This window comes from Halomonas sp. AOP30-A1-24, assembly GCF_052378165.1.
Taxonomy (GTDB): domain Bacteria; phylum Pseudomonadota; class Gammaproteobacteria; order Pseudomonadales; family Halomonadaceae; genus Vreelandella; species Vreelandella citrativorans.
This window is the reverse complement of record NZ_JBQSXL010000010.1, coordinates 58,137-84,815: the sequence shown is the minus strand read 5'-3', so window position 1 is coordinate 84,815 and position 26,679 is coordinate 58,137. Positions and strand designations below refer to the sequence as shown.

The following is a 26,679-nucleotide window of genomic DNA, read 5'->3' as shown; positions in this document are numbered from 1 at the left end:
TATTACAACGAGACATGATACAGGAATAAATATATGAATTTTTCACGTGAAAATACTGTGACAGCTATCTCAAACGGCTTGCTATCTTTCCCGATTACGGATTTCGACAGTCAAGGCTGTTTTAACCGTGAGAGCTACCAGGATCGCCTGAAGTGGTTTGTGAGCCATGAAATTACAGCTGTCTTCGTTGCTGGCGGAACGGGCGAATTCTTCAGTCTGTCGCTGGAAGATTTCCGCGATGTAGTGACAACAGCGGTTGAAACTATCGGTGGTCAGCTACCTATTATTGCTAGCGCAGGCCAAAGCGTTGAGATGGCCAAGGCTCAGGCCAAAATTGCCGAAGAAGCCGGGGCTGACGGTATTCTCTTGATGCCTCCCTATCTAACGGAATGTCCTCAGGATGGCTTGGTCGCCTATGCACGTGAAGTGTGTAACAGCACGTCCATCAACGTTATCTACTATAACCGTGGTAATGGCATTATGAATGCCGAGTCGGTCAAGCAACTAGCCGATTCCTGCCCAAATTTGATTGGCCTTAAAGATGGTAAAGGCGATATTCAGGCACTGAACAAGATTGTGAAAACGGTCGGCGACCGTCTGGCATACATTGGGGGCGTACCTACCGCTGAGATTTTCGCGGAAGCCTATTTGTCGATCGGCGTTAATACCTATTCTTCAGCGGTGTTTAATTTTGTGCCCGATATGGCATCAACGTTTTATAAGGCACTGCGTGCCGGCGAACAAAAGACGGTAGAGAAAATTATCCGGGATTTCTTTATTCCGTTTGTTGATCTACGCGACCAGAAAAAAGGCTATGCCGTTAGCTTGGTTAAACTGGGGGCTGATATCGTCGGCAAGCCTGCAGGTAACGTGCGTGCACCGCTGGTGATGCCTTCTGAGTCAGAGCGCAATCAGTTGATCGACTTGGTCAACGTTGCCAAGCAGTATTAAAGGCCGCCGCAGCAGCGATTTTCAAACAATTCAGGAGGCATGATGTCAATTCCAGAAAATACCCGCCCATTAACTGGCCCGTCCCCGCGCTTTAAGGCGCCTGCGGGAGCAACTGATTGTCATGCCCATATTTTCTTACCAGAGTTTGAGGCGCAAGAGGGCGGGCCTCAAATTGCTGAGCTGGCAACGGTTGAAAATTATCGTGAGCTGCAAAAATGGTTGGGCCTGGAGCGTATCGTTATTACCCAGCCAAACGCTTACCAAACCAACAACGCTGCCTTGGTCGCAGCGTTAGAGCAGTTTGGTCCTGAGGTGGCACGCGCTATAGCTGTCATTACACCGGATACTCCTCGAAGTGAGCTTGATCGGTTACACGAGAAGGGCATACGTGGCGCACGTATCATGCAGCTGCCAGGTGGGGCGGTAGGTATTGATCGTATGTTGGCTGTAGAAAACGTTATTCAGGATATGGGTTGGCATCTCATGGTCCAGTTTAATGGCCGTGATCTGCCTGACTACCATGAAGAGCTGCAAAAGATTAAAGGGCGCTACATTATTGATCATATTGGTAAGTTCATTGCCCCAGTGCCTGCCGATGACCAGCGTGTTGATGACATCCTGCGTTTGATCGATAAGGGTAATGCATGGTTCAAAATCTGTGGTGCGTATGAAACCAGCTTGACGGGCGGGCCAGATTACTCAGACGTATCGCCTATTGCCAAGCGCGTCATCCAGCATGCGCCTGACCGGGTTATCTGGGGATCCAACTGGCCCCATGTTGGCGTCCAGCGCGCACAATACCCAAGTGATGCTGAGCAGCTGGATATTCTCTTGGATTGGGCAGATGCAGAGACGCGGCAAAAAATATTGGTAGATAACCCGGCATTTCTCTACGGTTTCTAGTTATAAGCAGGTTGTTATTAAATTTTACTACCTGGCAACTATAAGATGAGCAGGAGATGGGTATGTTAAACAAATTATTAGTCACTGGTGCTGCAGGTGGTGTGGGTAAAGCGATTCGTCCTTACTTAACCAAGCTCGCCAAGAATGTGCGCCTTTCCGATATTTCAGATATCGCAGATCCGGCTGCTCATGAAGAAGTGATGGTATGTGATCTTGCCGACTATGAAGGCGTAAAAGCGCTGGTAGATGGCTGTGACGGTATTATTCACTTGGGCGGCGTCTCTGTTGAAAAGCCTTGGGAGGGCATTTTACAGTCAAACATTATTGGTACTTACAATCTTTACGAAGCAGCACGCCATTTAAATAAGCCGCGCATCATTTTTGCAAGCTCGAACCATACCATTGGCTTTTACGAGCGCACTCAAAAAATTAACACACAAGTGCCGCGCCGCCCTGATTCTATTTATGGTCTTTCAAAGTGTTTTGGAGAAGACTTGGCGAGCCTCTACTTCGATAAATTTGGTATTGAAACGCTAAGTATCCGAATCGGATCCTGTTTCCCTAAACCGGCTGATGCTCGCATGCTGGCGACTTGGCTCCATGTTGAGGATTTACTGGCTCTGTTTGAGCGTGCGTTTCAGGCGCCCAAGCTGGGGAATTCCGTCATTTATGGCGCTTCTGATAACGCTGAACAGTGGTGGGATAACCAGCTGGTTTCGTTTTTGGGTTGGAAGCCGCGCCATAGCTCTGAGCAGTGGCGCGAGGAAATTGAATCCAAGGGGGGGCAAGCAGCAGACCCTAACTCACCAGAAGTGGTTTATCAGGGTGGAAAATTCGCTGCTTCAGGCCATCCTGATGACTGATCGTCATATGTATGATTAAAAAACGTATGGGTTGTTATATAGTGGTACATATTATGGAGGGCATTAAGCAAGCCTGAACTTTGATCTACGTGAGAGTTAGTGAAGCATGAAAAATCTTGGCATAAAACCTTTAGTGCATGGTGGTAGCTTGTCGCGACAGGTCTCCCAGCAATTGGAAAGTATTATTGCAGGCCAGGAAATCCCGGTGGGAGATAAGCTCCCACCAGAAGGCGCGCTATGTGACATGTTCGGGGTTAGTCGTACGGTCATTCGTGAAGCTATCACTCACTTAAAATCGCAGGGGCTTGTTGAAACCCGCCGTGGAATTGGAACACGCGTGTTGCGTTCGCTTCCTGAAAGCAAGGCTTCGGGTAAGAAAATTCGACTGAGCACTATCGAGGATATTTTAAATATTCTTGAGCTACGTCTGACTATTGAACCCGAGGTGGCTGCTTTGGCCGCCAATCGGCACGATGAGCAAGATAAACAACGCCTGATAAGCCTGCATCAAGATTTTATTCAGGCGTGTAAGCACGCGACGCAGGCACGAGAGGAAGATCTGGCCTTCCACGCAGCTATCGCGCAGGCAACGCATAACCCAGCGTTTGCCACCATTTATGAGCAGTGGGATGTAGGCACAATTCCTCGCGCTAAGTTGATGTCAGTGGAAGTGGATTTGCAAACGACATACCAGTACCTGCAAAGAGTAAGCCAGGAACACTCTGACATTCTTGAGGCAATTCTGGCCCGTGATCCAAAGGCGGCCAATGCTGCCATGTATCAACATTTAAGCCGAGCATATAAAACTTACTATTCTTACAAGTAGGTGCGTTTAAAGGTGATGCCCTACGCGAATCTATCAGGAGAGATCGACCATGGCACTGGAAGGCAAACTCTTAATCGGTCAGCAGGTTGTCACCGGCACACAGCGCAATATCCAGGCTACTAACCCTTCTACGGGTGAGTTGCTTGAGCCGGTCTACGTAGGCGGAGACCGAAGCCATGTTGAACAGGCCACTAAGCTTGCCTGGGATGCACTGGATACCTATCGCGAAACTTCACTGGAAGCACGCGCCACCTTTCTTGAAACCATTGCCAATGAGATTGAAGCAATTGGTGATGAGCTGATCGAACGTGCCATGGCGGAATCCGGTCTTCCGCAAGCACGTCTTGCTGGCGAGCGTGGCAGAACCTGTGGTCAGTTACGCTTATTTGCATCGGTAGTGCGCGCTGGTGAGTGGTTGGATGTACGTATCGACCCTGCCATGCCGGATCGTCAGCCGCTGCCGCGTGCTGATTTACGCCAGCGCCATATCGCTTTGGGGCCGGTGGCTGTGTTTGGTGCCAGCAACTTCCCCCTGGCATTCTCTGTAGCGGGTGGCGATACCGCCTCTGCGCTGGCGGCGGGCTGCCCGGTAATAGTGAAGGGCCATTCCGCTCACCCCAGCACGTCCGAGCTGGTGGGCCGGGCGATCCAAAAAGCAGTGAAAGCCTGCAACCTGCCGGAAGGCGTGTTCTCGCTTCTGTTTGGTTCGGGTAATGAAATTGGTCAGGCGCTGGTCACCGACCCACGTATTCAGGCAGTAGGTTTCACCGGGTCACGCAGTGGCGGTACAGCGCTGATGCAGGCGGCTCAAAATCGCCCCCAGCCCATCCCTGTTTACGCTGAGATGAGCAGCATCAACCCGGTCTTTTTACTACCCGCAGCGCTGAAGGAAAACAGCCAGGCGTTGGGCGAGGCATTCGTTGGCTCACTCAATATGGGGGCTGGCCAGTTCTGCACCAGCCCCGGCTTGGTGATCGCCGTCAAAGGTCCGGATCTGGATTCATTCATTCAGTCGGCACAAAAAGCGGTGGAAGGCAGCGGCGCGCAAACCATGCTGACACCGGGCATCCATGACGCGTATCAAAAAGGCGTTTCCGCACTGAGCGGTGAGGCCAATGTGAGTGAAGTCGCCCGTGGCCAAACCGGCAGCGGCAGCTATCAGTGCCAAACGGGCCTATTTGCCACGTCGGCAAGTAATTTCCTCGCGTCTGAAGTGCTTCAGGAAGAGGTGTTTGGCGCGAGCTCACTAATCATCGAGTGCCAGGATATGGCCGAAGTGAAGCATGTGGCCGAGCAGTTGGAAGGCCAGCTAACGGCCACGCTGCATATGAATGATGCCGATATTGACGCGGCAAAAACGTTGTTGCCCACGCTTGAGCGTAAAGCAGGGCGGGTTCTTGCCAATGGCTGGCCAACTGGCGTAGAGGTTTGCCATGCCATGGTTCACGGCGGCCCTTACCCTTCAACGTCCGATAGCCGTACTACTTCGGTAGGCACCGCCGCGATCAAGCGCTTTTTGCGTCCGGTATGCTATCAGTCACTGCCAGAAAGCTTATTGCCAAGCGCGTTGCAAGAAAGCAATCCGCTGAAAGTTAGCCGATTGGTAGATGGTAAGCGGGAAGCCTGATATCTCTTTGAGATCATCGGAAGTCATCCACTAGTCAAGACCCAAAGCAGGTAAGTAATTACCTGCTTTTTTATCAAGTGTGCATCTAACAATTAAAATTCGCAGGAGTAGATGATGAGTGAAGAAATTACCCTTTCATTGAAAGATGCTGAAGCCCTGAGTCTCAATGTGCTTCAACATAATGGCTATAGTCAGGCTCACGCGGAAGCCATTACACGTAATGTACTGGCCGCTCAGCGTGATGAGTGTCACTCACATGGCCTATATAGGCTGATTGGCTGTGTTAACACGGCCCGCAATGGCGGGGTGGACACGCACGCAACGCCGGAAATTATCGACCAGGCAGCTAGTGTTGTTAAAGTGAACGCTCATCAAGGGTGCTCGTTATTGGCATTTGAACAGGGTAAACAAAGCCTTGTTGAAAAGGCCAACCGCACGGGCATTGCGGCACTTGCGATCAATAACAGCTTTCATTTTTCAGCGCTGTGGCCTGAAGTGGAGGCGCTCTCTAGCGAAGGTTTGATCGGTATCGCTATGACGCCAAGCCATGCGTTTGTTGCACCTGCAGGTGGCACTAAGCCGCTACTGGGCACAAATCCTATCGCATTTTCATGGCCGCGGCCGGGTGGCACACCGTATACGTTCGATTTTGCGACTAGCGTTGTAGCGCGAGGTGAAATCGAGTTGCATAAGCGCGCCGGGAAAACGATTCCTTCTGATTGGGCGATAGATGATAAAGGTAGCCCCACCAGTGATCCGGTAGCAGCACTTGCGGGTGCCATGCTGACCTTTGGCGGCTATAAGGGCTCGGCGCTTTCTACCATGATTGAGCTGCTGGCCGGGCCGCTGATTGGCGATGTACTGGGCCATGAAACTCAGGCTGCCAACGAGCAGAAAACCGGCAAACCCTTTCATGGCGAGCTGATTATCGCCATATCGCCAGAGGTATTCTTGGGGAAAGACGCCGAACACCATCTTCAGCATGCAGAGGTACTGTTTGATAATATCCTCGGGCAGGGCGCTCGCTTACCTTCCCAGCGCCGTTTTAAGGCGCGTGAAAATAGCCTGCAAAACGGCGTTACGTTGCCAAAGGCTCTTTACGATGAGCTTGTTGAACTGACTCATTAAGCCATTAAGCATCTCTGATAATGGCATGCTGCCTTATTTAATGCTCCGCTTTCGGGTTAGAAAGGAAGGTTTGATGGCGCTATATCCTCTCCGTAGCCAACCTGATGCTTGACGTCGCTGTCATCATTGCGCCTATTTTTTTGCTGATTGGCGTCGGCTATTTTTCCATGCGAATTCGCATTCTTGACCGCGAGCAAATGCAGGGAGTTGGGCGGTTTGTGCTGTATATCGCGCTCCCTGCGCTGTTGATCCGTGCCCTTACCCAAAATCCTCTTGAAGAGGTGTTTAACATCCGTTACCTGTTAGCTTACGGGCTTGGGTCGCTGGGTGTTTTTGCCGCTGCACTGGGTTATAGCGTAATGTTGAAAAAGCAAACGCTTACGACCGGAAGTATTAGCGCGCTGGGAATGTCCGCATCAAATAGCGCGTTTAGTGGATATCCGGTTGCGGTAATGATTATCGGCCCTCCCGCCGCTAATTTTTTAGCCTTGAATATGATCATCGAGAATTTATTGATCATCCCGCTGGCGCTTATTCTTGCAGAGGTAGGACAGCAAGCCGGGCATGGCGTTATTAAAACCCTGCAAAAAACGCTTCGCCGATTGGCCAAGAACCCTATCTTGATTGGCTTGTTTATTGGGGTATTGATTGCTGTAACCGACACACCTCTACCCGCCCCTGTTATTCGAGCAGTCGATATGCTGGCAACCGCGGCAGGTCCTGCTGCATTGTTTGCCATCGGTGGCGCACTCTACGGACTGCAAATACGTGGCGTAGTGGGCGAGGTGAGCCAGATCGTCACGGGCAAGTTGATCCTTCATCCGCTTGGCGTGTTTATCTGCATGTGGTTGATTGCAGGTAATGACGCGTTACTTATCGCTGGTGCACTGCTGTTTGCCAGCGCGCCCATGGCAAGTGTCTATCCTTTACTGGGGCAGCGTTATGGTATGGGAAACGTGGCTGCCGGTGCATTGATGGCGAGCACGCTCATGTCCTTTGTCACCATCAGCGTTATTGTTGGTTTGATGACCTATTTTGGCGTGTTGCCTTGATCGCTATTGGCGGCAATAAACGCTTTGGCTCTTGGATCCTGCAGATAGGCGATATTCAGGCGCAGCCATGACGTTGTTTGATTGTCAGGGAAAAACAAGTGGCTGGGCGATAGCATGATGTCAAAACGGCGTGCGCTCGCCATTAGTGCTTCCTTCTCCACCGGCGATTTGGCCCATACAAACATGCCGCCTGCCGGTTCAGTGAATACCTCCCAACCGACTTGCTTGAGCTGCGTAAGCGCCAGTGCCATCTGGTTGGAGAGCCGGGTTCTTAAGCGTTCAGTGAGTTTTCGATAGCTGCCGTTTTGAAGCAGCGTGATCAGCACCTGCTCAGCAAAGCGCGAGGAGGAAATGCTGGTTAACATCTTGATATCCACAAGCCGTTGCACTAGTGAAGGCGGGGCGGCTATAAAGCCGACCCGCAGCGATGAGGTGAGCGTTTTGGAAAAGCTGGACAGGTAAATAACCCGTTTAAGACCATCCAGTGCGGCGAGCCGTGTGGTCGGGGTGTGCTGAAAGTCAGCGTAGATATCGTCTTCTACAATCGTGAAATCGTACTGCTCGGCGAGCTGTAAAACGCGATGTGCAATCGCCGGTGTGAGCGTACTGCCGGTAGGGTTTTGAAACACGCTGTTCACGTAAAAAAGCTTGGGACGGTACTCTGCTAAGAGGGCTTCCAAACGGTTAATATCCGGCCCATCAGCAAGGCGCGGTATTCCTATCACGCGAACGCGCTGTAAATGCAGCAAGCCGAATAGGTTGTAATAGCCCGGCGATTCCACAAACACCACGTCGCCGGGCTCAAGCAGCATTCTCACCAATAAATCCAGTGAATGGCTGCCGCCGCTGGTCATGACAATTTGCTCAGCACTTGCTGATATTGCGAGGGGGCGCAAGCGCTCCTGGATTAAGCTGCGAAGCTCCTGCAGTCCTTGGGGCGTGCTGTATTCAAAAATTCCTGATTGGCTTTTACGCGCCACTTGGCGAATGGCGTAGGTCAGGTATTCGCTCTCGCGCCAAGCATTAGGCAACCACCCGCAGCCCAGTTTTAGCGAATACTCATTAGCGCTAAAAAGCCCCCACAGCCCATTGGTAACTTCTTGAAGAGGGGTAGAGGCTAACGATGGTTGGGGGGTAACAGCAGCGCCATCAGAGATAAAGAACCCGGAGCCGGGTCTTGAGCGAACCAGGCCAATAGCCACCAACCGTTCGTAGGCGTCAATAACCGCATTACGGCTAATATTGAGGTCTGCCGCTAGGCGGCGTATGGAAGGTAAGCGACGCCCGCCCGCTCCATTCTCTTGAATCCAATGGCGAATACTCTCTTCAAGCTGCTGCGCAATTGGGGAAGCGGCATGTCGGTCGACCTGAAGTTTCATAAACATCTCTGCTGCCGGCCACTGTTCTCAAAAACGCAGGAACAGTGCTTGGGTAATGATGGACAAGTGTACCTTACCTCTAGGCGGGATGGGTGCGAGCGTAATGGCTTAACCCATGACCCGTTTAGGAAAAAAGATGGACCGATATAACGCGCCCCGGTTGGCTTTTGCACTATTTATGATTACCACTGCGGTTAATTTACAGGCACCGCTTTACGATATCCTGGCGGCGAAAGCAGGCGTCGGTGTGGGCGCAGCCACACTCGCGTTTGCTTGTTACGTTGTGGGCGTCATGCCGGTATTGCTGGGGCTTAATGGGCTGGCGGATCGGGTGGGGCCTAAACCGCTCATCATTGTCGCGCTTCTGCTCTGTTTAAGTGCCACTGCGCTAACCCTATTGATGCCTAGCTTGATAGCGCTGGGGGTTGCGCGCTTTTTATTAGGCATTGGTACCGGGCTGACCTCAGCCGTCGCGCCTGGATATATGCATCGGTTACTTAATAGTGACGACAGTCGCATGGCAACGACGTACGTAACGTCCAGTACAGCACTTGGGTTTGGTTTGGGTGCGGCGGTTACCAGTTTGTTTATTCTCCATACGTCCAGTGTGACGCCGCCAAGCCTATGGCTGTATCTGGGCGTAGGCACCATTGCGTTAGTTGCAGTGATGCCACTAAAAAATATCGCACCTGCTGCTACCCAAAGTGCGATGTGGCGACTGCCAGGTTATCCGCCGGGAACACTGAGCTTTGGGCTAGCCATTTTACTTGCATGGGCAACCGTAGGGTTGGTGATTGCTATATTGCCCTCCACGTTAAGCCTGCACGGTTTAACGCCCTGGAGTGGTTTTGCCACGTTTGGCATTTGCAGCTGCGGAGTACTGTTTCAGCCTTGGGCACGCGCCTTGGTGCCCGTGAAGGCCACGATGCTGGGGTTGATGATTTTACCTCTCGCCTACGGATTAATTGCCTGGGGCGCCCTTCAGGGAAGCCTGGTAGCTGTGTTACTGGGAGCAGTTGCGGCCAGCAGCGCCTGCTATGGGTTTATCTATTTGGGTGGCTTAAGCGGAGTGCTAGCCATTGCTGGCCCGTCTTCTACCCAGGCAAGCGCCGGCTATTTTTTGATGGCGTATGTGGGATTTAGCCTCCCGGTAATGACAACGGGCGCCCTTGTTGATTCAGTCGGGCATGTAGCCGCATTGACGCTATTTGGCGTGGCGTTACTGGTGGGAGTCATTGCCACGGTTAGTTTGCTGCTCATCGGCCGGAACAAGCCTTCCAAGCGGCTGACGGCCATTCGCCAGCCATAAATCGTGCGCTTTGCTTACGTGTGTCGCTCAATCAGCAACCCACAAGAGGGCGCTGCCCACAGCGTGTCTGCGGTAAACACCACATCGCATACGACCGGTACGTAGCAGCGGCGCACCTGCTCATCAATCCGTGCGCGTAGGTCATCCTGAGCGGTTAACGACGTGGTGATGCCTTCATCAGGTAGCACCACGTGCACCATAACGTAAAGCAGGCGCCCAGGGCGTACCATACGCACACGGACTTCTTGGGTATGCGTTTCTGCCAGTGCCTGAGAAATAGCGTCGCGCACAGGGGCAGCAATGGCTTCTTCGGGCGTTTTATTGAGTAACTCCTTCAGCGCTTGGGAGGCCATGCGTACAGGCACGCCCAGGCACAGCACGACGACCGCAATAACCAGTACCGAATCGATATACGGCACTAGCGTGTTCAAATTTAACTGCTCAAGGAGTACTACTAGGCAAAATGCCGCGAGAACTGCTGCGGAAATCACGCTATTGACGATCCAGTTGAGTTTGTCGGCCGCGATCAGAGGGCTTGCGGTATAGCGTTGGCTGCGGTGCATTACCCAAGCGGTCAGCGAGCAGGCAAACGTGGCAAACAGGGCATAGATGACCGCAAGGCCCGCTGAAATCTCTCGCCCGCCAGAGAGGAGCGCGACAATGGCATCGACCAAAGCAAAGATGGAAACACCCAGAATTAATAACCCTTTACACAGGTTAACCAGCGACTCGAAGTAACTGTATCCAAACGGATAAGATTCACTATCAGGGCGGCTGGCTAATTTACTCACCTTGATCGTCACTAAAGCTACACTAAAGTAGATTAGGTTAAATAACCCATCGAGCAAAATAGCCTGGGAATTGGAGGCGAGTGTAGCGGTAATTCCGGCACAGCCAATCAAGAGCGCCATAAAGGCGGAAAATGCCAGTGTACGCGTTTCTGTTTTCATGGATATTTGGCCCCACCGCCAGTGATATAACCCGCAAGCATAGCAACATTTTTCATCTTTGAACCAACGAATGCTATGCATTAAGGCCACAAAGGCGAGTGACAAAGTACTCACAAAGAGAAGGACGTTATGCGTCATGCCAAGGACTTAACCTTTTCGCTATTAACCCCTGAAGACGCTGTCGACCTGTTGGCGTTTGAAACCGCCGAACGTGCCTGGTTTGAGCAGCATATTGAAGCGCGTTATAGGCATTTTTATACGCCTCAAGGCGTCTCACAGCATATTGTTGAGTGCCTTTCCCTGAATGCCCAGCGTCGAATGAGCCCGCTGTTGATACGCAAGAGAGGAATGCTTATCGGCCGCGCCAATTTGCGCGATATTGACGAACACCAAGCGAAGGTAGGTTATCGCATTGCAAAAAGTGCCTGCGGTCAAGGAGTTGCTTATAGGGCGCTTAAGCATCTAATGAAGGAAGCGCGCGGTGTCTATGGTCTCACTACGCTAACGGCGATTGTTTCTGTCGAGAACGATGCCTCTCAGCATGTGTTGCAGAAAGCCAGCTTCGATGCCATGGATATCTTGCCAGCGCACTCCCAAGTGGCCGACAAGCGCGTTGATTGCCTGGTATATCAGTGTGCCTTGAAGGCAGTCTGCTGAAAGCGGCGTTATAAAGCCTAGCAACGCTCTGTGCTGCGTACCTTGGTAACGTTAAAAAGCGTGTACTACCTTGAAGGCATGCCGTTGATCAATACGCAGCCAATCAGGAGGGGCTAACGATGCCAGTGTTAAGCGCGGGTACAGAACAGGGAACGCCGGTAAAGATTCATTACGAGGTATACGGTGCAGGCAAACCTGTGGTGCTTATCCATGGATGGCCATTAAGCGGCCGTTCCTGGGAAAAGCAGGTACCAGCGCTAGTGAAGGCGGCCCGCATGCGATTAACACCACCCACGCTGACGAGTTTAATAAAGCGTTGATCGATTTTCTTAATGCTTAACGGTTAATGGTTGTAAAGCGCTTCTAACGCCGCCTATCAGGCGGCGTTTTCGTTGGGAAAACCAACAGGAGATTTCTTCAAAACAGAAAATCGGCTAAAACACTATATTGTATTTTTGGTTAATAAAGTGCAATTATGGCGCCTGAGATCGACTCATCAGTTAATAACGACAATCGTCAGATACGGCGGCATGAACTATGCACAAGCTTGAGAAGCTAACCCACTACACGCATGGCTATTTGACGTTCAAGGGCCATGATTACGCGATTATCGAACTGCCCAAATTACTCGGCGAGACGCTTCACAAGCTGCCCTATGTGCTGCGCCTTCTGCTTGAAAATATTATGCGTAATACGACGGGGGAGGAGCGCAAGCGCAGTGCTCAAGCGCTGTTGAGGTGGCTGGAAAACGGCACGAGCAGTGATGAAATCGCCTTTCAGCCGGGGCGGATATTGATGCACGATACAACGAGCACACCTGCGTTAGTGGATATTGCCGCTATGCGTGACACGATACGTGAGGCAGGGGGTGATCCTGAAGTGCTTAAGCCACATTTACCGGTAGATGTTTCAGTAGATCATTCGCTTGCTGTGGAAGTGTTCGCCAGCAGCAGCGCCTCAGAAGACAACCTTCAGCATGAAATGCGCCGTAACCACGAGCGGTATCGTTTTTTACGCTGGGCCTCCAGTGCACTTGAAGGCGTGACCATTCACCCGCCGGGCACCGGTATTATGCACACGCTAAACCTTGAGCAACTGGCCACCGTCGTAACCACTCAAGAGCGTGGCAGCGAACGCTGGATGGTGCCCGATATGATGATAGGTACTGATAGCCATACGCCAATGATTAACGGCATTGGTGTATTGGGCTGGGGAGTAGGTGGCCTGGAGGCGGAAACGGTAATGTTTGGTGTACCCACCATGTTGCGCATTCCTGACGTGGTGGGGGTTAAGCTGGCAGGCACACTGGCGCCACACGCACAGGCCACCGACTTGGCGCTGATAGTCACTCAGCGCTTGAGGGCGCTGAACGTAACGGGCAAGTTCGTTGAGTTTTTTGGACCGGGCGTGAGCACCTTAACGGCTGGTGATCGTGCTGTCGTGGCTAATATGGCGCCTGAGTACGGCGCCACTACCGGTTTTTTTGCGGTGGATGAGCAAACCCTGCGCTATCTTGACCAAACAGGGCGTTCGAGAGAAGCCGTTGAACGGGTAGAGCACTACTGCAAAGCGACAGGACTTTGGTTTGAAGCCGATGAGCAGCCTACCTATACACAGTGTATAGAGATTGATTTAAGTGGTATTGGTGTACAGGTAGCCGGGCCTACGCGACCCCAGGATGTGCATGACTACACCGATGTGGGAGTGGTGTTGTCACAGCTTGAATTTACGCCAAGTGCAGTACCTCACCGCGCAGTTTCAAACCTGCCCCGCCACCCCGTAGCGATTGCTGCCATTACCAGTTGTACCAACACGAGCGATCCACGCCTTATTATCACCGCAGGGCTATTGGCCAGAACGGCGCGCCGCTATGGGTTAACACCGCCTGCTTGGGTAAAAACCTCGCTTGCCCCAGGCTCACCAGCAGCGGCTACCTATCTCAAACGGGCAGGGCTAATGGAAGATCTGGCCGCTATCGGCTTTGATATCGTCGGGTATGGGTGTACTACCTGTATCGGTAACTCGGGGCCATTGACCCCAGAGATCAGGCAGGCACAGGAAGCAGGTAACTGCCGTGCAGTAGCGATGCTGTCGGGTAATCGAAACTTCCCAGGACGCGTGCACCCAGATCTTGACCTGGGTTTTATCATGTCGCCTGCGCTGGTTGTGGGTTTTGCCTTGGCCGGTAATGCCGAGCATGATTTCAAAAAGCCACTGGCGGAGTATGAAGGTAGGAGTATCTACCTGCGTGACCTATGGCCTGCCAGGGAAGACGTCGATGCCGCGTTAGCCGAGGCGCTGAACGCTGCCGATTTTGCAAAAGATTTCAAACAGGCAAGCCGTAACACCCGTTGGGAGGCTCTGGATGCGCCTAAAACAGCGACCTTCCCATGGGAGGAAGCCTCTAACACGCTGCGCCGCCCACCGTTTGCTGCGGTATCCGAGGGCAGTCAGCTAGGCCATTACACTGCTTACCCGCTGCTGATAGTCGGTGATGATGTCACGACCGACCATATCTCACCTGCTAGTGCCATTCCGGCTGATAGTCGTGTCGCTGACTATCTGGTTGAGCGCGGTGAACGTCGTGATGATCTAAACGTTTTTGCCTCACGTCGGGGCAATTGGGAGGTCATGGTAAGGGCCGCCTTCCACAATAAAACGTTAAAAAACTATCTTGTCCCTGATGCACCGGTTGCACATACGCGTCATCTACCCAGCGGCGATGTTATGCCTCTTTTTGAGGCAGCCAGGCGCTACCGTGAAGCCAATGAGTCCGTTGTGATCATCGCGGGTGAGCGCTACGGTATGGGGTCATCGCGTGACTGGGCTGCAAAAGGGCAGCGGTTGCTAGGCGTTCGTGCGGTACTTGCCGCAAGTTTTGAGCGTATTCACCGCTCAAACCTGATCGGCATGGGAATTTTGCCGCTGAACTTACCCGCGGGCGTTAGCTCAACCACGCTGAATATTGAGCCGGGTGATCAAATCGAGATTCAGGCGCAGGCCGATACGCTAACCCCTCGCGCTTGGATTCAAGTTAATATTTTAAGAGTGCAAGGCGAGGTAGAGACGCTAATGGCTATCGCCCAGGTCGATACGCAGGCAGAAATTACACTGCTTAAAGAAGGCGGCGTTATTCCCTCGCTACTGAAAAAAACATTGGCCTGAGTAATACTGGCCAAGCCCTTCATAAGGAAAGTGATAAGTGAGCGATAGTAACAAGCTAAGAGAGCTAATGGCGCCTACCGGCGTGTTGCGCACCACTATTAACGTGGGTAACCCGATATTGGCGGGACTCGATGCCGATCAGCAGCCCTATGGCGTTTCGGTTGATTTGGCAAAGATGATCGCGCACAGGCTGGACGTTGAGCTTGAACTTCAAGTATATGCCTCCGCCGGTGAGGCCGTTGCCGTTGTCAGCGATGAAAAGGCCGATATGGGCTTTTTTGCACTAGACCCCAAGCGTGCTGAAAGTATTCAATTTACCGCGCCCTACGTGCTGATTGAAGGCTGCTATCTGGTGCGCGAGGATTCGCCAATTACTGATCAGCAAGAGGCTGACCGCCCTGGTCAGAAGATCGTGGTTGGTAAGGGCAGTGCTTATGATCTTTACCTTAGCCGCGCTATTCAACACGCCGAGCTGGTTAGAGCACCTACTTCTCCGAAAGTGGTGGCGTTTTTTATTGAACACAAGCTGGATATCGCCGCAGGCGTTAAGCAGCAGCTGGAAGCGGGTATTGAGGAGTTTGGTGGTTTGCGGCTGTTGCCTGGGCACTTTATGACGATCCAGCAGGCGATGGGCGTTCCGAAAAACCGGCCCCAGGAAGCCGCCGCTTTTCTGTCCGCGTTTATTGAAGAGGCGAAGGCGGAAGGGGAGGTCGCTCGCTTGTTAGCCAAGCATAATATTCAGGGTGCCTCGGTCGCGCCAAGCGCTTAAAGGATGGGTCGTGGCTAATAGTGCATCACCCCTTACCGCTGAGCTTTTGGCAAAGCGTATTCACACGTTGATTAATGAAGAGGCTATACCCGTAGGGAGCCACCTGACGGAGGCGAGCTATGTAACGAAATTGAAGGTCTCGCGGACGCCCATTCGTGCGGCCTTTCAGTTTTTGGAAGAGCAGGGGGTGGTGAAGCGTCAGCCTAATCGCGGCTTCTTTTTAGTGGATACCAAGCGTGGACTTTTTGCCGATACTGACGAGCCGCTAGAGCAAGGCTCTTCTATCTCGCCACTGTGTTTTACGATTGGCGTCGATTATTTAAATAATCAGATCGCCGGGAAAATTACCGAGGCGGAACTTGTTAAAAAATATACGCTTGGTCGCAGCACGATTCTTCAAGCGATGCATGCCATGGAGGCTGAAGGCTGGGTGTCCAGGCTTTTGGGCTATGGCTGGGAATTTAACGAGTTCTTAACCTCTCAAGCAACGTATGATCAGTGTTTTCGTTTTCGTCTGTTAATTGAGCCCGCCGCGTTAAGAGAGCCTGGCTACCAGGTTAATGAAAAAGTCTTCGGCCAGTTAAGGCAGTCATTAATTGAGGCCGTGTCTGAAGAAGGTAGCACGATCTCTGAGCGTCAAATGTATATAAATGGCACCTACTTCCATGAAAGCATCGTTAACGGCTCAAATAACCAGTTTCTGATTGAGAGCCTTAAGCGCGCTAATAGGCTGCGTCGCCTAATTGAATACCACGTATATGCCCGGCGTGAATCGCCAGTGCCTGAGTATAAAGAGCACTTGGCGATTCTTGACCTGCTGGAGACGGGGGATAATCAACAAGCAGCTGTCTATCTAACGGAACACCTGGAGCGAACGCGTCAGGAAAAAATGCGTATTGCCCAAGGTATTTTTGCCCGTTAACGGCACGGCAGAGAAAGATGAAGCTGCTTCTTGTATGTGCATCTTCGCCTATGTGGCTTATTCCTCAACCCACACATCAACTCCTTTAAAGCTCACCTTCCAGGTACGTAGCTTGACGCTGTCATCTTCCAGACACTGGCCGTCTTCCAAACGAAAGTGCTGCTTATAAATGGGTGAAGCCACCACGGCGGCGCCCTTTATATCGCCCACAATGCCGTGGGCGACCACATTGGCGTTGGAAAACGGGTCGTGGTGATCAATGGCGTAAAGCTCACGCTCAAAGCCCGGCAAATAGAATAGTGCGACTTGCTTCGGCCCCTGTGGTGTTTCAAGCCACGCAGCAACCCCGGAAAACGCGACCAGATCGGCTTTACTGCACAGTTTCTGGCCGGTCGGTGCCTTTCTGCTTTGTATAACTGTTGCTTGCTTCATTGCGGTAGCGGTCATGGAGTAGCCCCTTTAAAGTGATGTCGATTAGTCTTTGTACGAAAACTGCTTGCGCTCGACCATACGGCGTTAAAAATCAGCTCAAAATACTCATTTACACTCGTAAACTCCGTTTTTTCGCTAATTTTTGCCTTGTCTGGTCTTCGCTCAGCGACTTTTCGTAACAAACCCTAGGCAGGCCGTAGCTGGCCGCGCTCACTGGTCATGATGATCGATGGGTCGGGGCGGCTGTCGTTAACGTAGCTTCTAAAGCGCTTGAGCTTATCCGGGTCACTGATGGCGCCCGCCCATTCGCACTGATAGTTATCCACCACGGTTTGCATCTGGCGCTCCAGTTCATCACCCATGCCCAGGCGGTCGTCGAGAATTACCTCTTTCAGATACTCCAGCCCGCCTTCCAGGTTTTCCCGCCATACCGAGGTACGCTGCAAGCGATCCGCTGTGCGCACGTAGAACATCAGAAAACGGTCGATGGCGCGGTAGAGGGCTTCGTCGTCAAGATCGGTGGCAAACAGCTCCGCATGGCGTGGGCGCATGCCGCCGTTGCCGCACACGTAGAGATTCCAGCCGTTTTCGGTGGCGATAATGCCGATATCCTTGCTTTGCGCTTCGGCGCACTCGCGGGTACAGCCTGATACGCCAAACTTGATCTTGTGCGGTGCGCGCAGGCCCTTGTAGCGGTTCTCAAGTTTGATCGCCATGCCCACGCTGTCCTGAACGCCGTAGCGACACCAGGTGCTGCCCACGCAGGATTTCACCGTACGCAGCGACTTGCCGTAGGCGTGACCGGTTTCAAAGCCGGCTTCGATCAGCTCGCCCCAGATCTCAGGCAGGTCCTCCAGGCGGGCGCCGAACAGATCAATCCGCTGGCCGCCGGTGATCTTGGAGTAAAGGCCGTATTTTTGCGCCACCTGACCCAGCACCACCAGTTTGTCCGGGGTAATTTCGCCTCCGGCGATACGTGGCACCACCGAATAAGTACCGTTTCTCTGCATATTGGCCATAAAGGTATCGTTGGTATCCTGCAGCGGGATATGTGCGGCGTCGGTAATTGGCTCGTTAAAGCAGGAGGCGAGAATGGAGCCTACAGCGGGCTTGCAGATATCGCAGCCCAAATGGTGAGCACTAGGCACACCGTGCTTTTCGATCAACTCGCTGAAAGTTTTGATGCCTTCCACACGCACGATGTCGTAAAGCTCCTGACGGGTGTGCTGAAAGTGCTCGCAAATCGACTTGTCCACCTCAACGCCGCGTGCAGCCAGCTCATGATCCACCACGCTTTTCAAAAGCGACGCGCAGCCACCGCAGCCGGTGCTGGCGCGGGTGTCACCTTTCACGGATGCCAAGTCGCTGGCGCCTGCGTCAATGGCCGCGCAAATGCTGGCCTTGGTGACGTTATGGCACGAACAGATCATCGCGGTTTCCGGCAGGGCATCCGGGCCAAGTGCCGGGGCGCCGCCGCTTTGCGGCAAAATCAATGAGGCGGGCTCTTTGGGCAGCTCGATACCGTTGGCGTAGTACTGAAGCAAGGTATCGTAGACGCTGTTATCGCCCACCAGCATGGCGCCCAAGAGCTTCTTGCCGTCGCTTGAGACCACCATCTTGCGGTAAATCTGGGTAAGTGGGTCAAGGTAGCGAAACATCCGCGCGCCGGGGTTTTGGTTGCCATGGGCATCGCCAATCGAGCCGACATCCACGCCTAACAGCTTGAGCTTGGTGCTCATATCAGCACCGGTAAAAGAAGCGTCGCCACCGGTGAGCGTCGAAAGCGCTGTCTTGGCCATCTGATAGCCAGGCGCCACCAGGCCAAAAATGCTCTGATTCCACAGCGCCACTTCGCCAATGGCTAAAATCGCCGGGTCGCTGGTTTGGCACTGATTGTTGATCACTACGCCGCCGCGCTCGCCGATCTCCAGGCCGCACTCCCGGGCCAGTTGATCTCGGGGGCGAATACCCGCCGAGAACACGATCAGGTCGGTTTCCAGTATTTTGTCATCCTGAAAGACCATGCGATGGCGGCTGGTTACGCCATCTTCAATGCGCTGAGTGGCACGCTCGGTGAGTACCTGAACACCCAGGGCTTCGATCTTTTCGCGCAGCAGCTCACCGCCCTCGCTATCCACCTGCATGGGCATCAGGCGTGGAGCAAACTCGATTACCGCGGTTTCCAGATTTAACCCGCGCAGCGCGTTAGCCGCTTCCAGGCCCAGAAGGCCGCCGCCCACCACGACGCCGGTGGCCGCACTTTGCGCCGCCTCGCGGATGGCATCGAGATCATCCAGCGTGCGATAGACCAGGCAACCTTCGCGATCGTTACCGGGAATGGGCGGCACAAACGGGTAGGAGCCGGTGGCCAGCACCAGCTGATCATAAGCGTAATGGCCGTGCTCGGTGGTCAGTGTTTTGGCCTCGCGGTCAATGGCTATGACCGCTTCGCTGCTGTTGAATGTCACGCCATGGCCTGCGTAGTAGTCGCCATCACACAGGGCCAGCGCTTCGGCGTCGCGGCCTTTAAAATATTCAGAAAGGTGCACACGATCATAAGCACGGTGGCGCTCTTCGCCAAACACGGTGACGTTCATCTGTGACAGGGCGCCGTTTTCAACCAGCTGCTCGACTAGGTGGTGGCCGACCATACCGTTACCAATAATAATCACGTTGCGTTTAGAGGTGGTGGACATGGCTAAGCTGCCTCCAGCGTCGATGAGGGAGTGGGTGGGGTATCAAGAAGCAGGGCGTTGGCATCGGCTTCACCGAACAGTAACGCCTGGCGGCAGGCGCCCAGATCGGTTTTGGCCAGCGCCTGGGCGAAATACCAGGGGCCGGAATGGGTATCGCCATACAGCACGGCACCTTCAAGCCTTCCGTTGTGCAGTAGCAGGCGGCGGTAGTCGCCGCTTTCCGGGTCGCTGTAATGCAGTACTTCGTGTTCTGGCGCGGCCTCCGTGGGGCCAAACGCGTAGAGGGCCAAGCCGCTGATCTTAAGCTTGGTGGCGGTTGGCACCTCACGATAGCGGGCGCTGCCATCGCCACACAGCGTGTTGGCTAACACATCTACTTGGCGCCAGATTGGCTCGACCAGGCCGTAGGTGTGCTGCTCGAACTGGCAGCACTCACCCAATGCGTGAATACGCGGGTCTGAGGTGGTGAGCGTGTCATCAACCATGATGGCGCGCTGCGTTGCCAGGCCTGCCAGATGGCCCAGTTCTGCGTTAGGTGTAATACCGGTTGCCACGATGACGCTCTGAGCAGGCAGACGCTGGCCATCCCCGAGTACAACAGCGGCTAAGTTGCCTGCGCCATCGTCTTCAAAATGGCGGATGCGCGCATTGGTTAAGATGGTCAAGCCACGCAGGGTAAGCGTCGTTTCAAGCAGCCCAGCGGCCATGCTATCCAGCTGACGATTCATCAATCGCTCGCTGCGCTGTAGAACGCTGACGCTGGCACCCCGCTTGCGAAGCCCTTCGGCGGCCTCCAGGCCCAACAAACCGCCGCCGACCACGACACACTCGCCGCCCTGTAGGGCAAGCGTTGCGAGCGTGTCGGCATCTTGCAGGGTACGAAACCCATACACGCCGTTAAGGCCAATGCCGGGAACCTCGGGCAGCTTTGGGCGTGAGCCGGTGGCAATCACCAAGCGGTCATAGGCCAGCGTGCGGCAGGTAGTGACAACACGCTGCTCTTCGCGGTTGATCTCCAGCACGCATTCATTCAGGTGCAGGGTGATACCCTGTTTGGCGTACCACTGCACATCCCGCAAGGCGAGGGCGCTAGGCGGCATTTCATCGGCGAGCAGTGGCGATAGCAGTATCCGGTTATAGGCGGGAGATGCCTCTGCACCAATCACCGTTATCTGCTGGGGTCGATGAGACAATTTAACGACGGCCTCTAGCAGTCGATGGCTCGCCATACCGTTGCCGATAACGACTAAGTGATCATCAGACGAGCACCGAGAGATAGCGATCATAGGTTGCTCCTTACAGTTTAGCGCTTGGCTACAAATGCCTATCCACAAATACTCGGCAGCGCTGAAGAAAAGCCAATAAAAAAAGCCCCTGAGTCAGCGTCCCGGGCAAATGGATTGCCAGGAAGGCCGTATCAGGGGCTTCGTTGCCCGGTAGCTGAGGCCAAACCCGTTAGCTGGGTTTCGCACAGAGCAGCCACCGTTGGCTGCCCGCTAAGCTTAAATTTATCTAATCAGTACAGGGCAATTAATCAGCCAAATATCGTTAATTATTTATTTTTTTATTGCTTATCAATAGCCTGTTTTAAGTAGGCAGGTTGACGATAACGCCTTTTTATCCGCCTAAGCGCAGACTGCGCACGCTATTGGTGCGCTAAGCGGTAAGAATGCACCGTGAGTAGTCAGCGTTAGCAAAAAACCTGCCTACAAGATAAGTCGAAAGATATTTTCTTGGTTACTAACCTTCTGTTTAATTTGGTGTTTTTGTTTTAATGGGTTGGTTGGCGTAGGCCTTGCTATTACCTTGGCAACAAGCAACAAAGCACAGACGGGTTTATCGGCACAATAAAATGCAGCCATTGAATTTGACGGGCAAATAACAACGCTAACGCCATCAGATGACAGGCCATTAATAAGTATGTCCAATCCCAGCAGTGCGACATTTGGCACCGGTGCAGGTGTCCCTGAGACAACGGCGTCCAGGCAGGCTTCTTTTGAGGCTAGCTTGGGCGCTTTTTGCTTTTAAGCGGGAGGAAATCAGTATGTCCCAGGCCACACGCTCGGCTTGTAAAGCAAACACAACGTGCCCTTATTGCGGTGTCGGCTGCGGCGTAATCGCCACTGTGGCTAGCGGCACAATCAGCGCCGTTGAAGGCGACCGCGACCACCCCGCCAACTTTGGTCGGCTATGTGTGAAAGGCTCGGCACTTCACGAAACCCTCGGCCACCATGACCGGCTCACCACGCCCTGGGTCGATGGCCAAGCGGTTGACTGGAATGTGGCGTTAACCACCTTGGCAGAGCGGTTGCAAACGACTCGCGCAACTTACGGCGCTGAGTCAGTCGGTGCCTATCTTTCAGGCCAGCTATTGACCGAAGATTACTATGTGGCCAATAAGCTATTTAAAGGCTTTTTAGGCACGCCGCACCTGGATACCAACTCGCGACTCTGCATGGCCTCTGCCGTGGCGGCGTATAAACGCTCGTTGGGCGCGGATGCCGTTCCCTGCAACTATGAAGATATTGAAGAGGCCGAGCTGGTGGTGCTGGTGGGCTCGAATCTGGCCTGGAATCATCCGGTGCTTTACCAGCGCTTAAAGGCCGCCAAAACGCGCAACCCGTTGATGCGCGTGGTGGTCATCGACCCGCGCGTGACCGACAGCTGCGAGATTGCCGACCTGTACCTGGGCATCGCACCCGGCAGCGATGCAGTGCTGTTTAACGGCCTGCTGGCCTGGATGGCTGAGAATAACAAGCTGGATCAGCTCTATCTGGATCGCCATACACAAGGTTTCGACGAAGCGCTGCTGGCCGCGAGCCAGCATGATATTAATGACGTGGCGGCGATATGTGATATCGACCCTGAGCGGTTGGAGACCTTTTACTACTGGTTTGCCAGCCAACTCCATGTCGTGACGCTCTACTCCCAGGGCGTCAATCAATCCACAAGCGGTACTGATAAGTGCAATGCGATCATTAACTGCCATCTGGCGGGCGGCAAAATCGGTTTGCCCGGGGCGGGGCCTTTCTCGATCACCGGCCAACCCAATGCCATGGGCGGACGCGAAGTGGGTGGGCTTGCCAACCAGCTGGCCGCGCATATGGATTATCACACCCCTGGCGCCCTTGGCCGAATCACCCGCTTTTGGGCGACGGAAACGTTAATGCCCGAACTGCCCCAGGCGCCTGGCTATAAGGCGATCGAGCTTTTTGACGCGGTTGAGCGGGGCGAAATAAAGGCGCTTTGGATAATGGCCACCAACCCAGCGGTCAGCTTGCCGGATGCCGCCCGCGTGCGGCGTGCGCTTGAAAAGTGCTCACTGGTAATTGTGTCTGAGTGCGCAAGCCATACCGACCTGCTGGCCTACGCCGATATCATTCTGCCCGCGACGGGGTGGTCTGAAAAAGACGGCACGGTGACCAATTCCGAGCGGCGTATTTCACGCCAGCGTGGCTTGCTACCCGCGCCTGGCCAAGCGCGTCACGACTGGTGGATTATGTGCGAAGCCGCCAAGCGGTTAGGCTTTCAGGAGGCGTTTGACTATAGCCATCCCCATGAAATTTTTGATGAGCACGCGCGCCTTTCCGGCTTTGAGAATGAGGGAGAGAGCAAACGGCTATTCGATATTTCCGGCCTTGTGGGACTTGGGCGCGAGGGCTACGACGCGCTGGCGCCTATTCAGTGGCCGGTGACGTCTTCAGCGCCTCACGGAACGGCGCGGTTATTTGAAGATGGCAAGTTTGCCACGCCTGATGGGCGCGCCAACTTCATCGCCATAACGCCGCGCTTGCCGGAGCAACGCCTGAGTGACGCCTACCCGCTGCGCCTGAACACCGGGCGTATTCGCGACCAGTGGCACACCATGACGCGCACGGCACGCGCGCCCCGGCTGATGAATCATCGCCACGAGCCGTTTATCGAATTCCACCCAGGCGATGCTGCGAACTATGGCATTGGCGACCAGCAACTGGCAGTATTGTCCGCCGCCAGCGGCGAGTACCGGGGGCGCGTGCGTATCTCGAATGCCCAGCGGCGTGGCGAGGTGTTTATTCCCATGCACTGGAGCGATGCGTTCAGTAAATCGGCGCGTAGCGGTGCCATGCTAAAAGCTTTGACCGACCCTGTGTCAGGCCAGCCAGAAGCCAAGCACGGCGCTGTGGCGCTGGCACCGCTTGAAGTAGCCTGGGAGGCAACGCTGTTGATTGCCCATCCATTAGGGGATAATAGTCAGGAAGTGCCCCCGTGGTGCAGAAGCGATTATTGGGCACGCGTACCCATGCAGGGCTGTCAGCGCTGGCAGCTGGCAGATGCAAAACCGGTACATGACTGGGTGGCGCTGCTCGCTACGTGGCTACCCGAAGGGGCTTCTTTGTGGTGTGAAGACAGCGGCAATGGCCGCCTGCGCGCTGCGGCTATTGTGCAGGGCAAACTGCGCTGGTGGCTGATGGTCGGCCCGCCGCGCGAATTGCCCGGGCTTGCCTGGCTTGAAGCGCGTTTTAATGAAACAGTCATAAGTGATAAGCACCGGCGCCGGCTGTTAGCGGGGTGTGACGATGGAGCCGCCGATACCGGCCCCGTGGTATGCAGCTGCCACCAGGTGGGCCAGGCGGCGATTGTTAATGCCATTCGTGCCGGTGATGCCAGCGTTGAAGCATTGGGCGCACGGCTTGCCTGTGGAACCCAATGCGGTAGTTGTTTGCCTGAATTGAAGTCCCTGATTGAAGAGGAGCGTTCACATGCGCGTGCTAAGCAAGCGTCTACTACAGAAGTGGCCTGAGGCCACGATGCGCTTTACGCAGCGTGTGCTGTCGCCATTCCAGCGCTCCCCGCGCAGCGCCTCAAGTGCGCCTTCGCTTAAGCTACGCGGCGAATGCACGGCTGGGCATGTGTATCTGGTTGGTGCGGGCAGTGGTGATATGGAGCTGTTAACGCTGAAAGCCGCGCGGCTGTTAATGCAGGCCGATGCTATCGTGTATGACCGTTTGGTAGGCGACGATGTGCTGGGGCTGATTCCGCTTTCCGCCGAGCGCTACTACGTTGGCAAAGCCAGTGGCCATCACAGTATGCCTCAAGCGGAAATTGGCGCTTTGATGGTCAAGCTGGCAAGCGCCGGAAAATCGGTGGTGCGCTTGAAAGGCGGTGACCCCGGTATCTTTGCGCGTATGGGCGAAGAGCTTGCCGCTCTGGCGGATGCCAATGTGCCCGCGCACATCGTGCCCGGCATTACTGCGGCGTCTGCCGTCGCCGCAAGCCTGGGGATCCCGCTAACCGACCGGGGCCACTCTCAGCAGCTGCGCTTTATTACCGCACAGCTATGCCGTGAGGGCGGCGCGCCCGACTGGAAAACTCTGGCCCGCCGCGATGAAACCCTGGTGTTTTATATGGGGCTTTCCAAGGTAGAGGCCATTTGCGCAGGGCTACGTCAGGCCGGCTTGCCCGATGAGTGGCCGATCATGTTGGTCGCCAATGCCAGCCTGCCTGAACAGCAGGCATTGGTGGGTACCCTTAACGATATGCCCCAACGCCTGGCGGATCATCCGCTGCCATCACCCTGCGTGATTCTGGTGGGCAGCGTGGTGAGTATGGTGGCGAGCAGCCCCGCTAATGCGCTTGCCTCAGCGGGCATCATCGAAGCGGTCGACCTGACGTAGCGTTGGGAACAGGCGCATCCACAGGCCGACCACCGCCAACGTGCCCACGCCGCCAATCACCGCGGCGGGCACTACGCCAAACCCGGCAGCCATGCTGCCTGCGCGGAACTCGCCCAACTCATTGCTTGAGCCAATAAACAGCATATTGACGGCATTCACCCGGCCGCGCATTTCATCCGGCGTGGCCAGCTGAATCACAGTGGTGCGTACATAAACGCTGATCATATCGGCCGCACCCGCCACCAGCATGGCGATCATTGACACCCAGAACAGGGTTGAGAAGGCAAACACCAGATTCGCCAAGCCAAACACGGCCACGGCGGCAAACATCACATGCCCGGCGCGGCGCTTGATGCCGCGAACGCCAAGATAAAGCCCCATCAATAATGCACCCACCGCAATTGCGCTGCGCAATGCACCTAGCCCTTCAGGGCCAACATGCAGAACTTCCTGAGCGTAAATGGGCAGCAGCGCCACGACGCCACCCAGCAGCACGGCAAATAGATCCAACGAAATGGCGCCCAGAATAATCGGCTGATAGCGGATATAGCGAATGCCTGCGGAAAAGCGCTTCCAGGCGGTGCTTTCCAATACCTTGGCTTTCTCAACATAGAGCACTGGTACCAGCATCAGTAAGGCCAGCGCGACGATAAAGCAGCCCAAGCACACGGCATAAGCCAGGCTGCCGCCGCCCACACTGTAAAGTACGCCGCCCAGCAATGGCCCGCTAATCACTGCGACTTTCATGATCGAGCTATTCAGCGCAATGGCCTGGGCAAGCTGAGCGCGGGGCACAATATTGGGCAACATACTTTGCAGCGTGGGGCCGGTAAACGCCCGAGCACAGCCAAACAGAGCCAGCACAACATAAAATTCAATAACGCTACCGTGATTGGCCTGCGCCAATAAAAGCAGCAGTGCGCTACAAATGCCTTGTACTGCCCAGCTGAGTTGCAGAATGCGCTTGCGCGGAAAACGGTCGACCACATCGCCGGCGGGCAGCAGTAAAATCACCATAGGCAGAAACTGCGCAAGCCCCACATAGGCAAGCGACATGGCATCACGGGTAATGTCATATACCTGCCAGGCCACCACAATGGCCTGAATTTGCATGGCAAAAACGGCTGCAAGGCGGGAGAGAAGAAAGCTTAGAAAGCCCGGTTGGCGATGAATGGGAAGCAGCGGGGCATCGGTCGCTGCAAGCGTGTTGTTGTCTGGGGGCATGGGCGGTATCTTGGTTAGCAAGAGAATGTTAGCAAGCGAATTTTTATAATTCTATCGCTTATGGCGCCAAACGTGGATCAAAATGCCCGTAAATTCCGCCTGGTTAATGCCAAGCCTATTAAGGGGTTTTTCTAGTGAGTGGTTGAAGTCACGTGACGGCTGCCCCATGTTA

The 26,679-nt window shown here is 54.2% G+C and carries 20 protein-coding genes; 14 read left to right on the top strand and 6 right to left on the bottom strand.

All coding sequences use genetic code 11. The features are described from left to right. The first annotated feature begins 33 nt into the window (after positions 1 to 33). The 7 genes from kdgD (at position 34) to ACT3TJ_RS07770 (ending at position 7,350) form a co-directional block, all read left to right on the top strand. Positions 34 to 951, top strand: a complete 918-nt coding sequence (kdgD, locus tag ACT3TJ_RS07800; protein WP_444622084.1) for a 5-dehydro-4-deoxyglucarate dehydratase — start codon at positions 34 to 36, stop codon at positions 949 to 951. A 42-nt stretch (positions 952 to 993) separates the two neighbouring features. Beyond that, a complete protein-coding gene (locus tag ACT3TJ_RS07795) occupies positions 994 to 1,854 on the top strand; it encodes an amidohydrolase family protein (RefSeq protein WP_444622083.1) in 861 nt (286 codons plus the stop codon). A 62-nt stretch (positions 1,855 to 1,916) separates the two neighbouring features. Next, positions 1,917 to 2,717 carry an NAD-dependent epimerase/dehydratase family protein gene (locus ACT3TJ_RS07790; RefSeq protein WP_441678513.1) on the top strand — a complete coding sequence of 267 codons (801 nt, stop codon included), beginning with the start codon at positions 1,917 to 1,919 and terminating at the stop codon, positions 2,715 to 2,717. Between the two features lie 106 nt (positions 2,718 to 2,823). Beyond that, entirely contained in the window at positions 2,824 to 3,543 is a 720-nt protein-coding gene (locus ACT3TJ_RS07785; RefSeq protein ID WP_444622082.1) for a FadR/GntR family transcriptional regulator, read from the top strand. A gap of 49 nt (positions 3,544 to 3,592) precedes the next feature. Beyond that, a complete protein-coding gene (locus ACT3TJ_RS07780) occupies positions 3,593 to 5,170 on the top strand; it encodes an aldehyde dehydrogenase (NADP(+)) (RefSeq protein ID WP_444622081.1) in 1,578 nt (525 codons plus the stop codon). A 114-nt stretch (positions 5,171 to 5,284) separates the two neighbouring features. Then, the gene (locus ACT3TJ_RS07775) at positions 5,285 to 6,298 is read left to right on the top strand and encodes an Ldh family oxidoreductase (RefSeq protein ID WP_444622080.1); all 1,014 of its coding nucleotides are present in this window, start codon (positions 5,285 to 5,287) and stop codon (positions 6,296 to 6,298) included. A 104-nt stretch (positions 6,299 to 6,402) separates the two neighbouring features. After that, a complete protein-coding gene (locus ACT3TJ_RS07770; protein WP_442353171.1) occupies positions 6,403 to 7,350 on the top strand; it encodes an AEC family transporter in 948 nt (315 codons plus the stop codon). Here the strand turns inward: ACT3TJ_RS07770 and ACT3TJ_RS07765 are convergent. Next, positions 7,329 to 8,729, bottom strand: a complete 1,401-nt coding sequence (locus tag ACT3TJ_RS07765; protein WP_444622079.1) for an aminotransferase-like domain-containing protein — start codon at positions 8,727 to 8,729, stop codon at positions 7,329 to 7,331. The genes ACT3TJ_RS07770 and ACT3TJ_RS07765 overlap by 22 nt on opposite strands. Positions 8,730 to 8,865: 136 nt before the next feature. Between ACT3TJ_RS07765 and ACT3TJ_RS07760 the strand changes: the two genes are divergently transcribed. Continuing rightward, positions 8,866 to 10,038: an MFS transporter gene (locus ACT3TJ_RS07760; protein ID WP_444622078.1), complete on the top strand. Its 1,173-nt coding sequence runs from the start codon at positions 8,866 to 8,868 to the stop codon at positions 10,036 to 10,038. 14 nt (positions 10,039 to 10,052) lie between these two features. Here ACT3TJ_RS07760 and ACT3TJ_RS07755 read toward each other — a convergent pair whose 3' ends face one another. Continuing rightward, positions 10,053 to 10,988 carry a cation diffusion facilitator family transporter gene (locus ACT3TJ_RS07755; protein ID WP_444622077.1) on the bottom strand — a complete coding sequence of 312 codons (936 nt, stop codon included), beginning with the start codon at positions 10,986 to 10,988 and terminating at the stop codon, positions 10,053 to 10,055. A gap of 129 nt (positions 10,989 to 11,117) precedes the next feature. Between ACT3TJ_RS07755 and ACT3TJ_RS07750 the strand changes: the two genes are divergently transcribed. The 4 genes from ACT3TJ_RS07750 (at position 11,118) to ACT3TJ_RS07735 (ending at position 16,501) form a co-directional block, all read left to right on the top strand. Continuing rightward, entirely contained in the window at positions 11,118 to 11,645 is a 528-nt protein-coding gene (locus tag ACT3TJ_RS07750) for a GNAT family N-acetyltransferase (RefSeq protein ID WP_172118062.1), read from the top strand. A gap of 537 nt (positions 11,646 to 12,182) precedes the next feature. Further along, a complete protein-coding gene (gene acnA / locus ACT3TJ_RS07745; protein ID WP_444622076.1) occupies positions 12,183 to 14,810 on the top strand; it encodes an aconitate hydratase AcnA in 2,628 nt (875 codons plus the stop codon). A 37-nt stretch (positions 14,811 to 14,847) separates the two neighbouring features. Beyond that, entirely contained in the window at positions 14,848 to 15,579 is a 732-nt protein-coding gene (locus tag ACT3TJ_RS07740; RefSeq protein WP_444622075.1) for an ABC transporter substrate-binding protein, read from the top strand. A 10-nt stretch (positions 15,580 to 15,589) separates the two neighbouring features. Continuing rightward, positions 15,590 to 16,501, top strand: coding sequence for a GntR family transcriptional regulator (locus ACT3TJ_RS07735; protein ID WP_444622074.1), 912 nt, complete (start codon positions 15,590 to 15,592; stop codon positions 16,499 to 16,501). 57 nt (positions 16,502 to 16,558) lie between these two features. Here the strand turns inward: ACT3TJ_RS07735 and nirD are convergent, their stop codons facing one another. The 3 genes from nirD to ACT3TJ_RS07720 form a co-directional block, all read right to left on the bottom strand. After that, complete coding sequence (gene nirD / locus ACT3TJ_RS07730; RefSeq protein WP_444622073.1) at positions 16,559 to 16,948, bottom strand: nitrite reductase small subunit NirD; 390 nt, start codon at positions 16,946 to 16,948, stop codon at positions 16,559 to 16,561. A 170-nt stretch (positions 16,949 to 17,118) separates the two neighbouring features. Continuing rightward, on the bottom strand, positions 17,119 to 19,629 hold the full coding sequence (gene nirB / locus ACT3TJ_RS07725; RefSeq protein WP_444622072.1) for a nitrite reductase large subunit NirB: 2,511 nt from the start codon (positions 19,627 to 19,629) through the stop codon (positions 17,119 to 17,121). A 2-nt stretch (positions 19,630 to 19,631) separates the two neighbouring features. Further along, complete coding sequence (locus ACT3TJ_RS07720) at positions 19,632 to 20,915, bottom strand: NAD(P)/FAD-dependent oxidoreductase (RefSeq protein WP_444622071.1); 1,284 nt, start codon at positions 20,913 to 20,915, stop codon at positions 19,632 to 19,634. A 758-nt stretch (positions 20,916 to 21,673) separates the two neighbouring features. Between ACT3TJ_RS07720 and ACT3TJ_RS07715 the strand changes: the two genes are divergently transcribed. Beyond that, a complete protein-coding gene (locus tag ACT3TJ_RS07715) occupies positions 21,674 to 24,409 on the top strand; it encodes a nitrate reductase (RefSeq protein ID WP_444622070.1) in 2,736 nt (911 codons plus the stop codon). Next, positions 24,369 to 25,283 (top strand): uroporphyrinogen-III C-methyltransferase, encoded by a 915-nt coding sequence (gene cobA / locus ACT3TJ_RS07710; protein ID WP_444665553.1) that lies wholly within the window; start codon positions 24,369 to 24,371, stop codon positions 25,281 to 25,283. Before ACT3TJ_RS07715 ends, cobA begins: the two co-directional genes overlap by 41 nt. Here cobA and ACT3TJ_RS07705 read toward each other — a convergent pair. After that, on the bottom strand, positions 25,248 to 26,507 hold the full coding sequence (locus tag ACT3TJ_RS07705) for an MFS transporter (protein WP_192526678.1): 1,260 nt from the start codon (positions 26,505 to 26,507) through the stop codon (positions 25,248 to 25,250). The two genes, cobA and ACT3TJ_RS07705, sit on opposite strands and share 36 nt — an antisense overlap. Positions 26,508 to 26,679 lie beyond the last annotated feature (172 nt).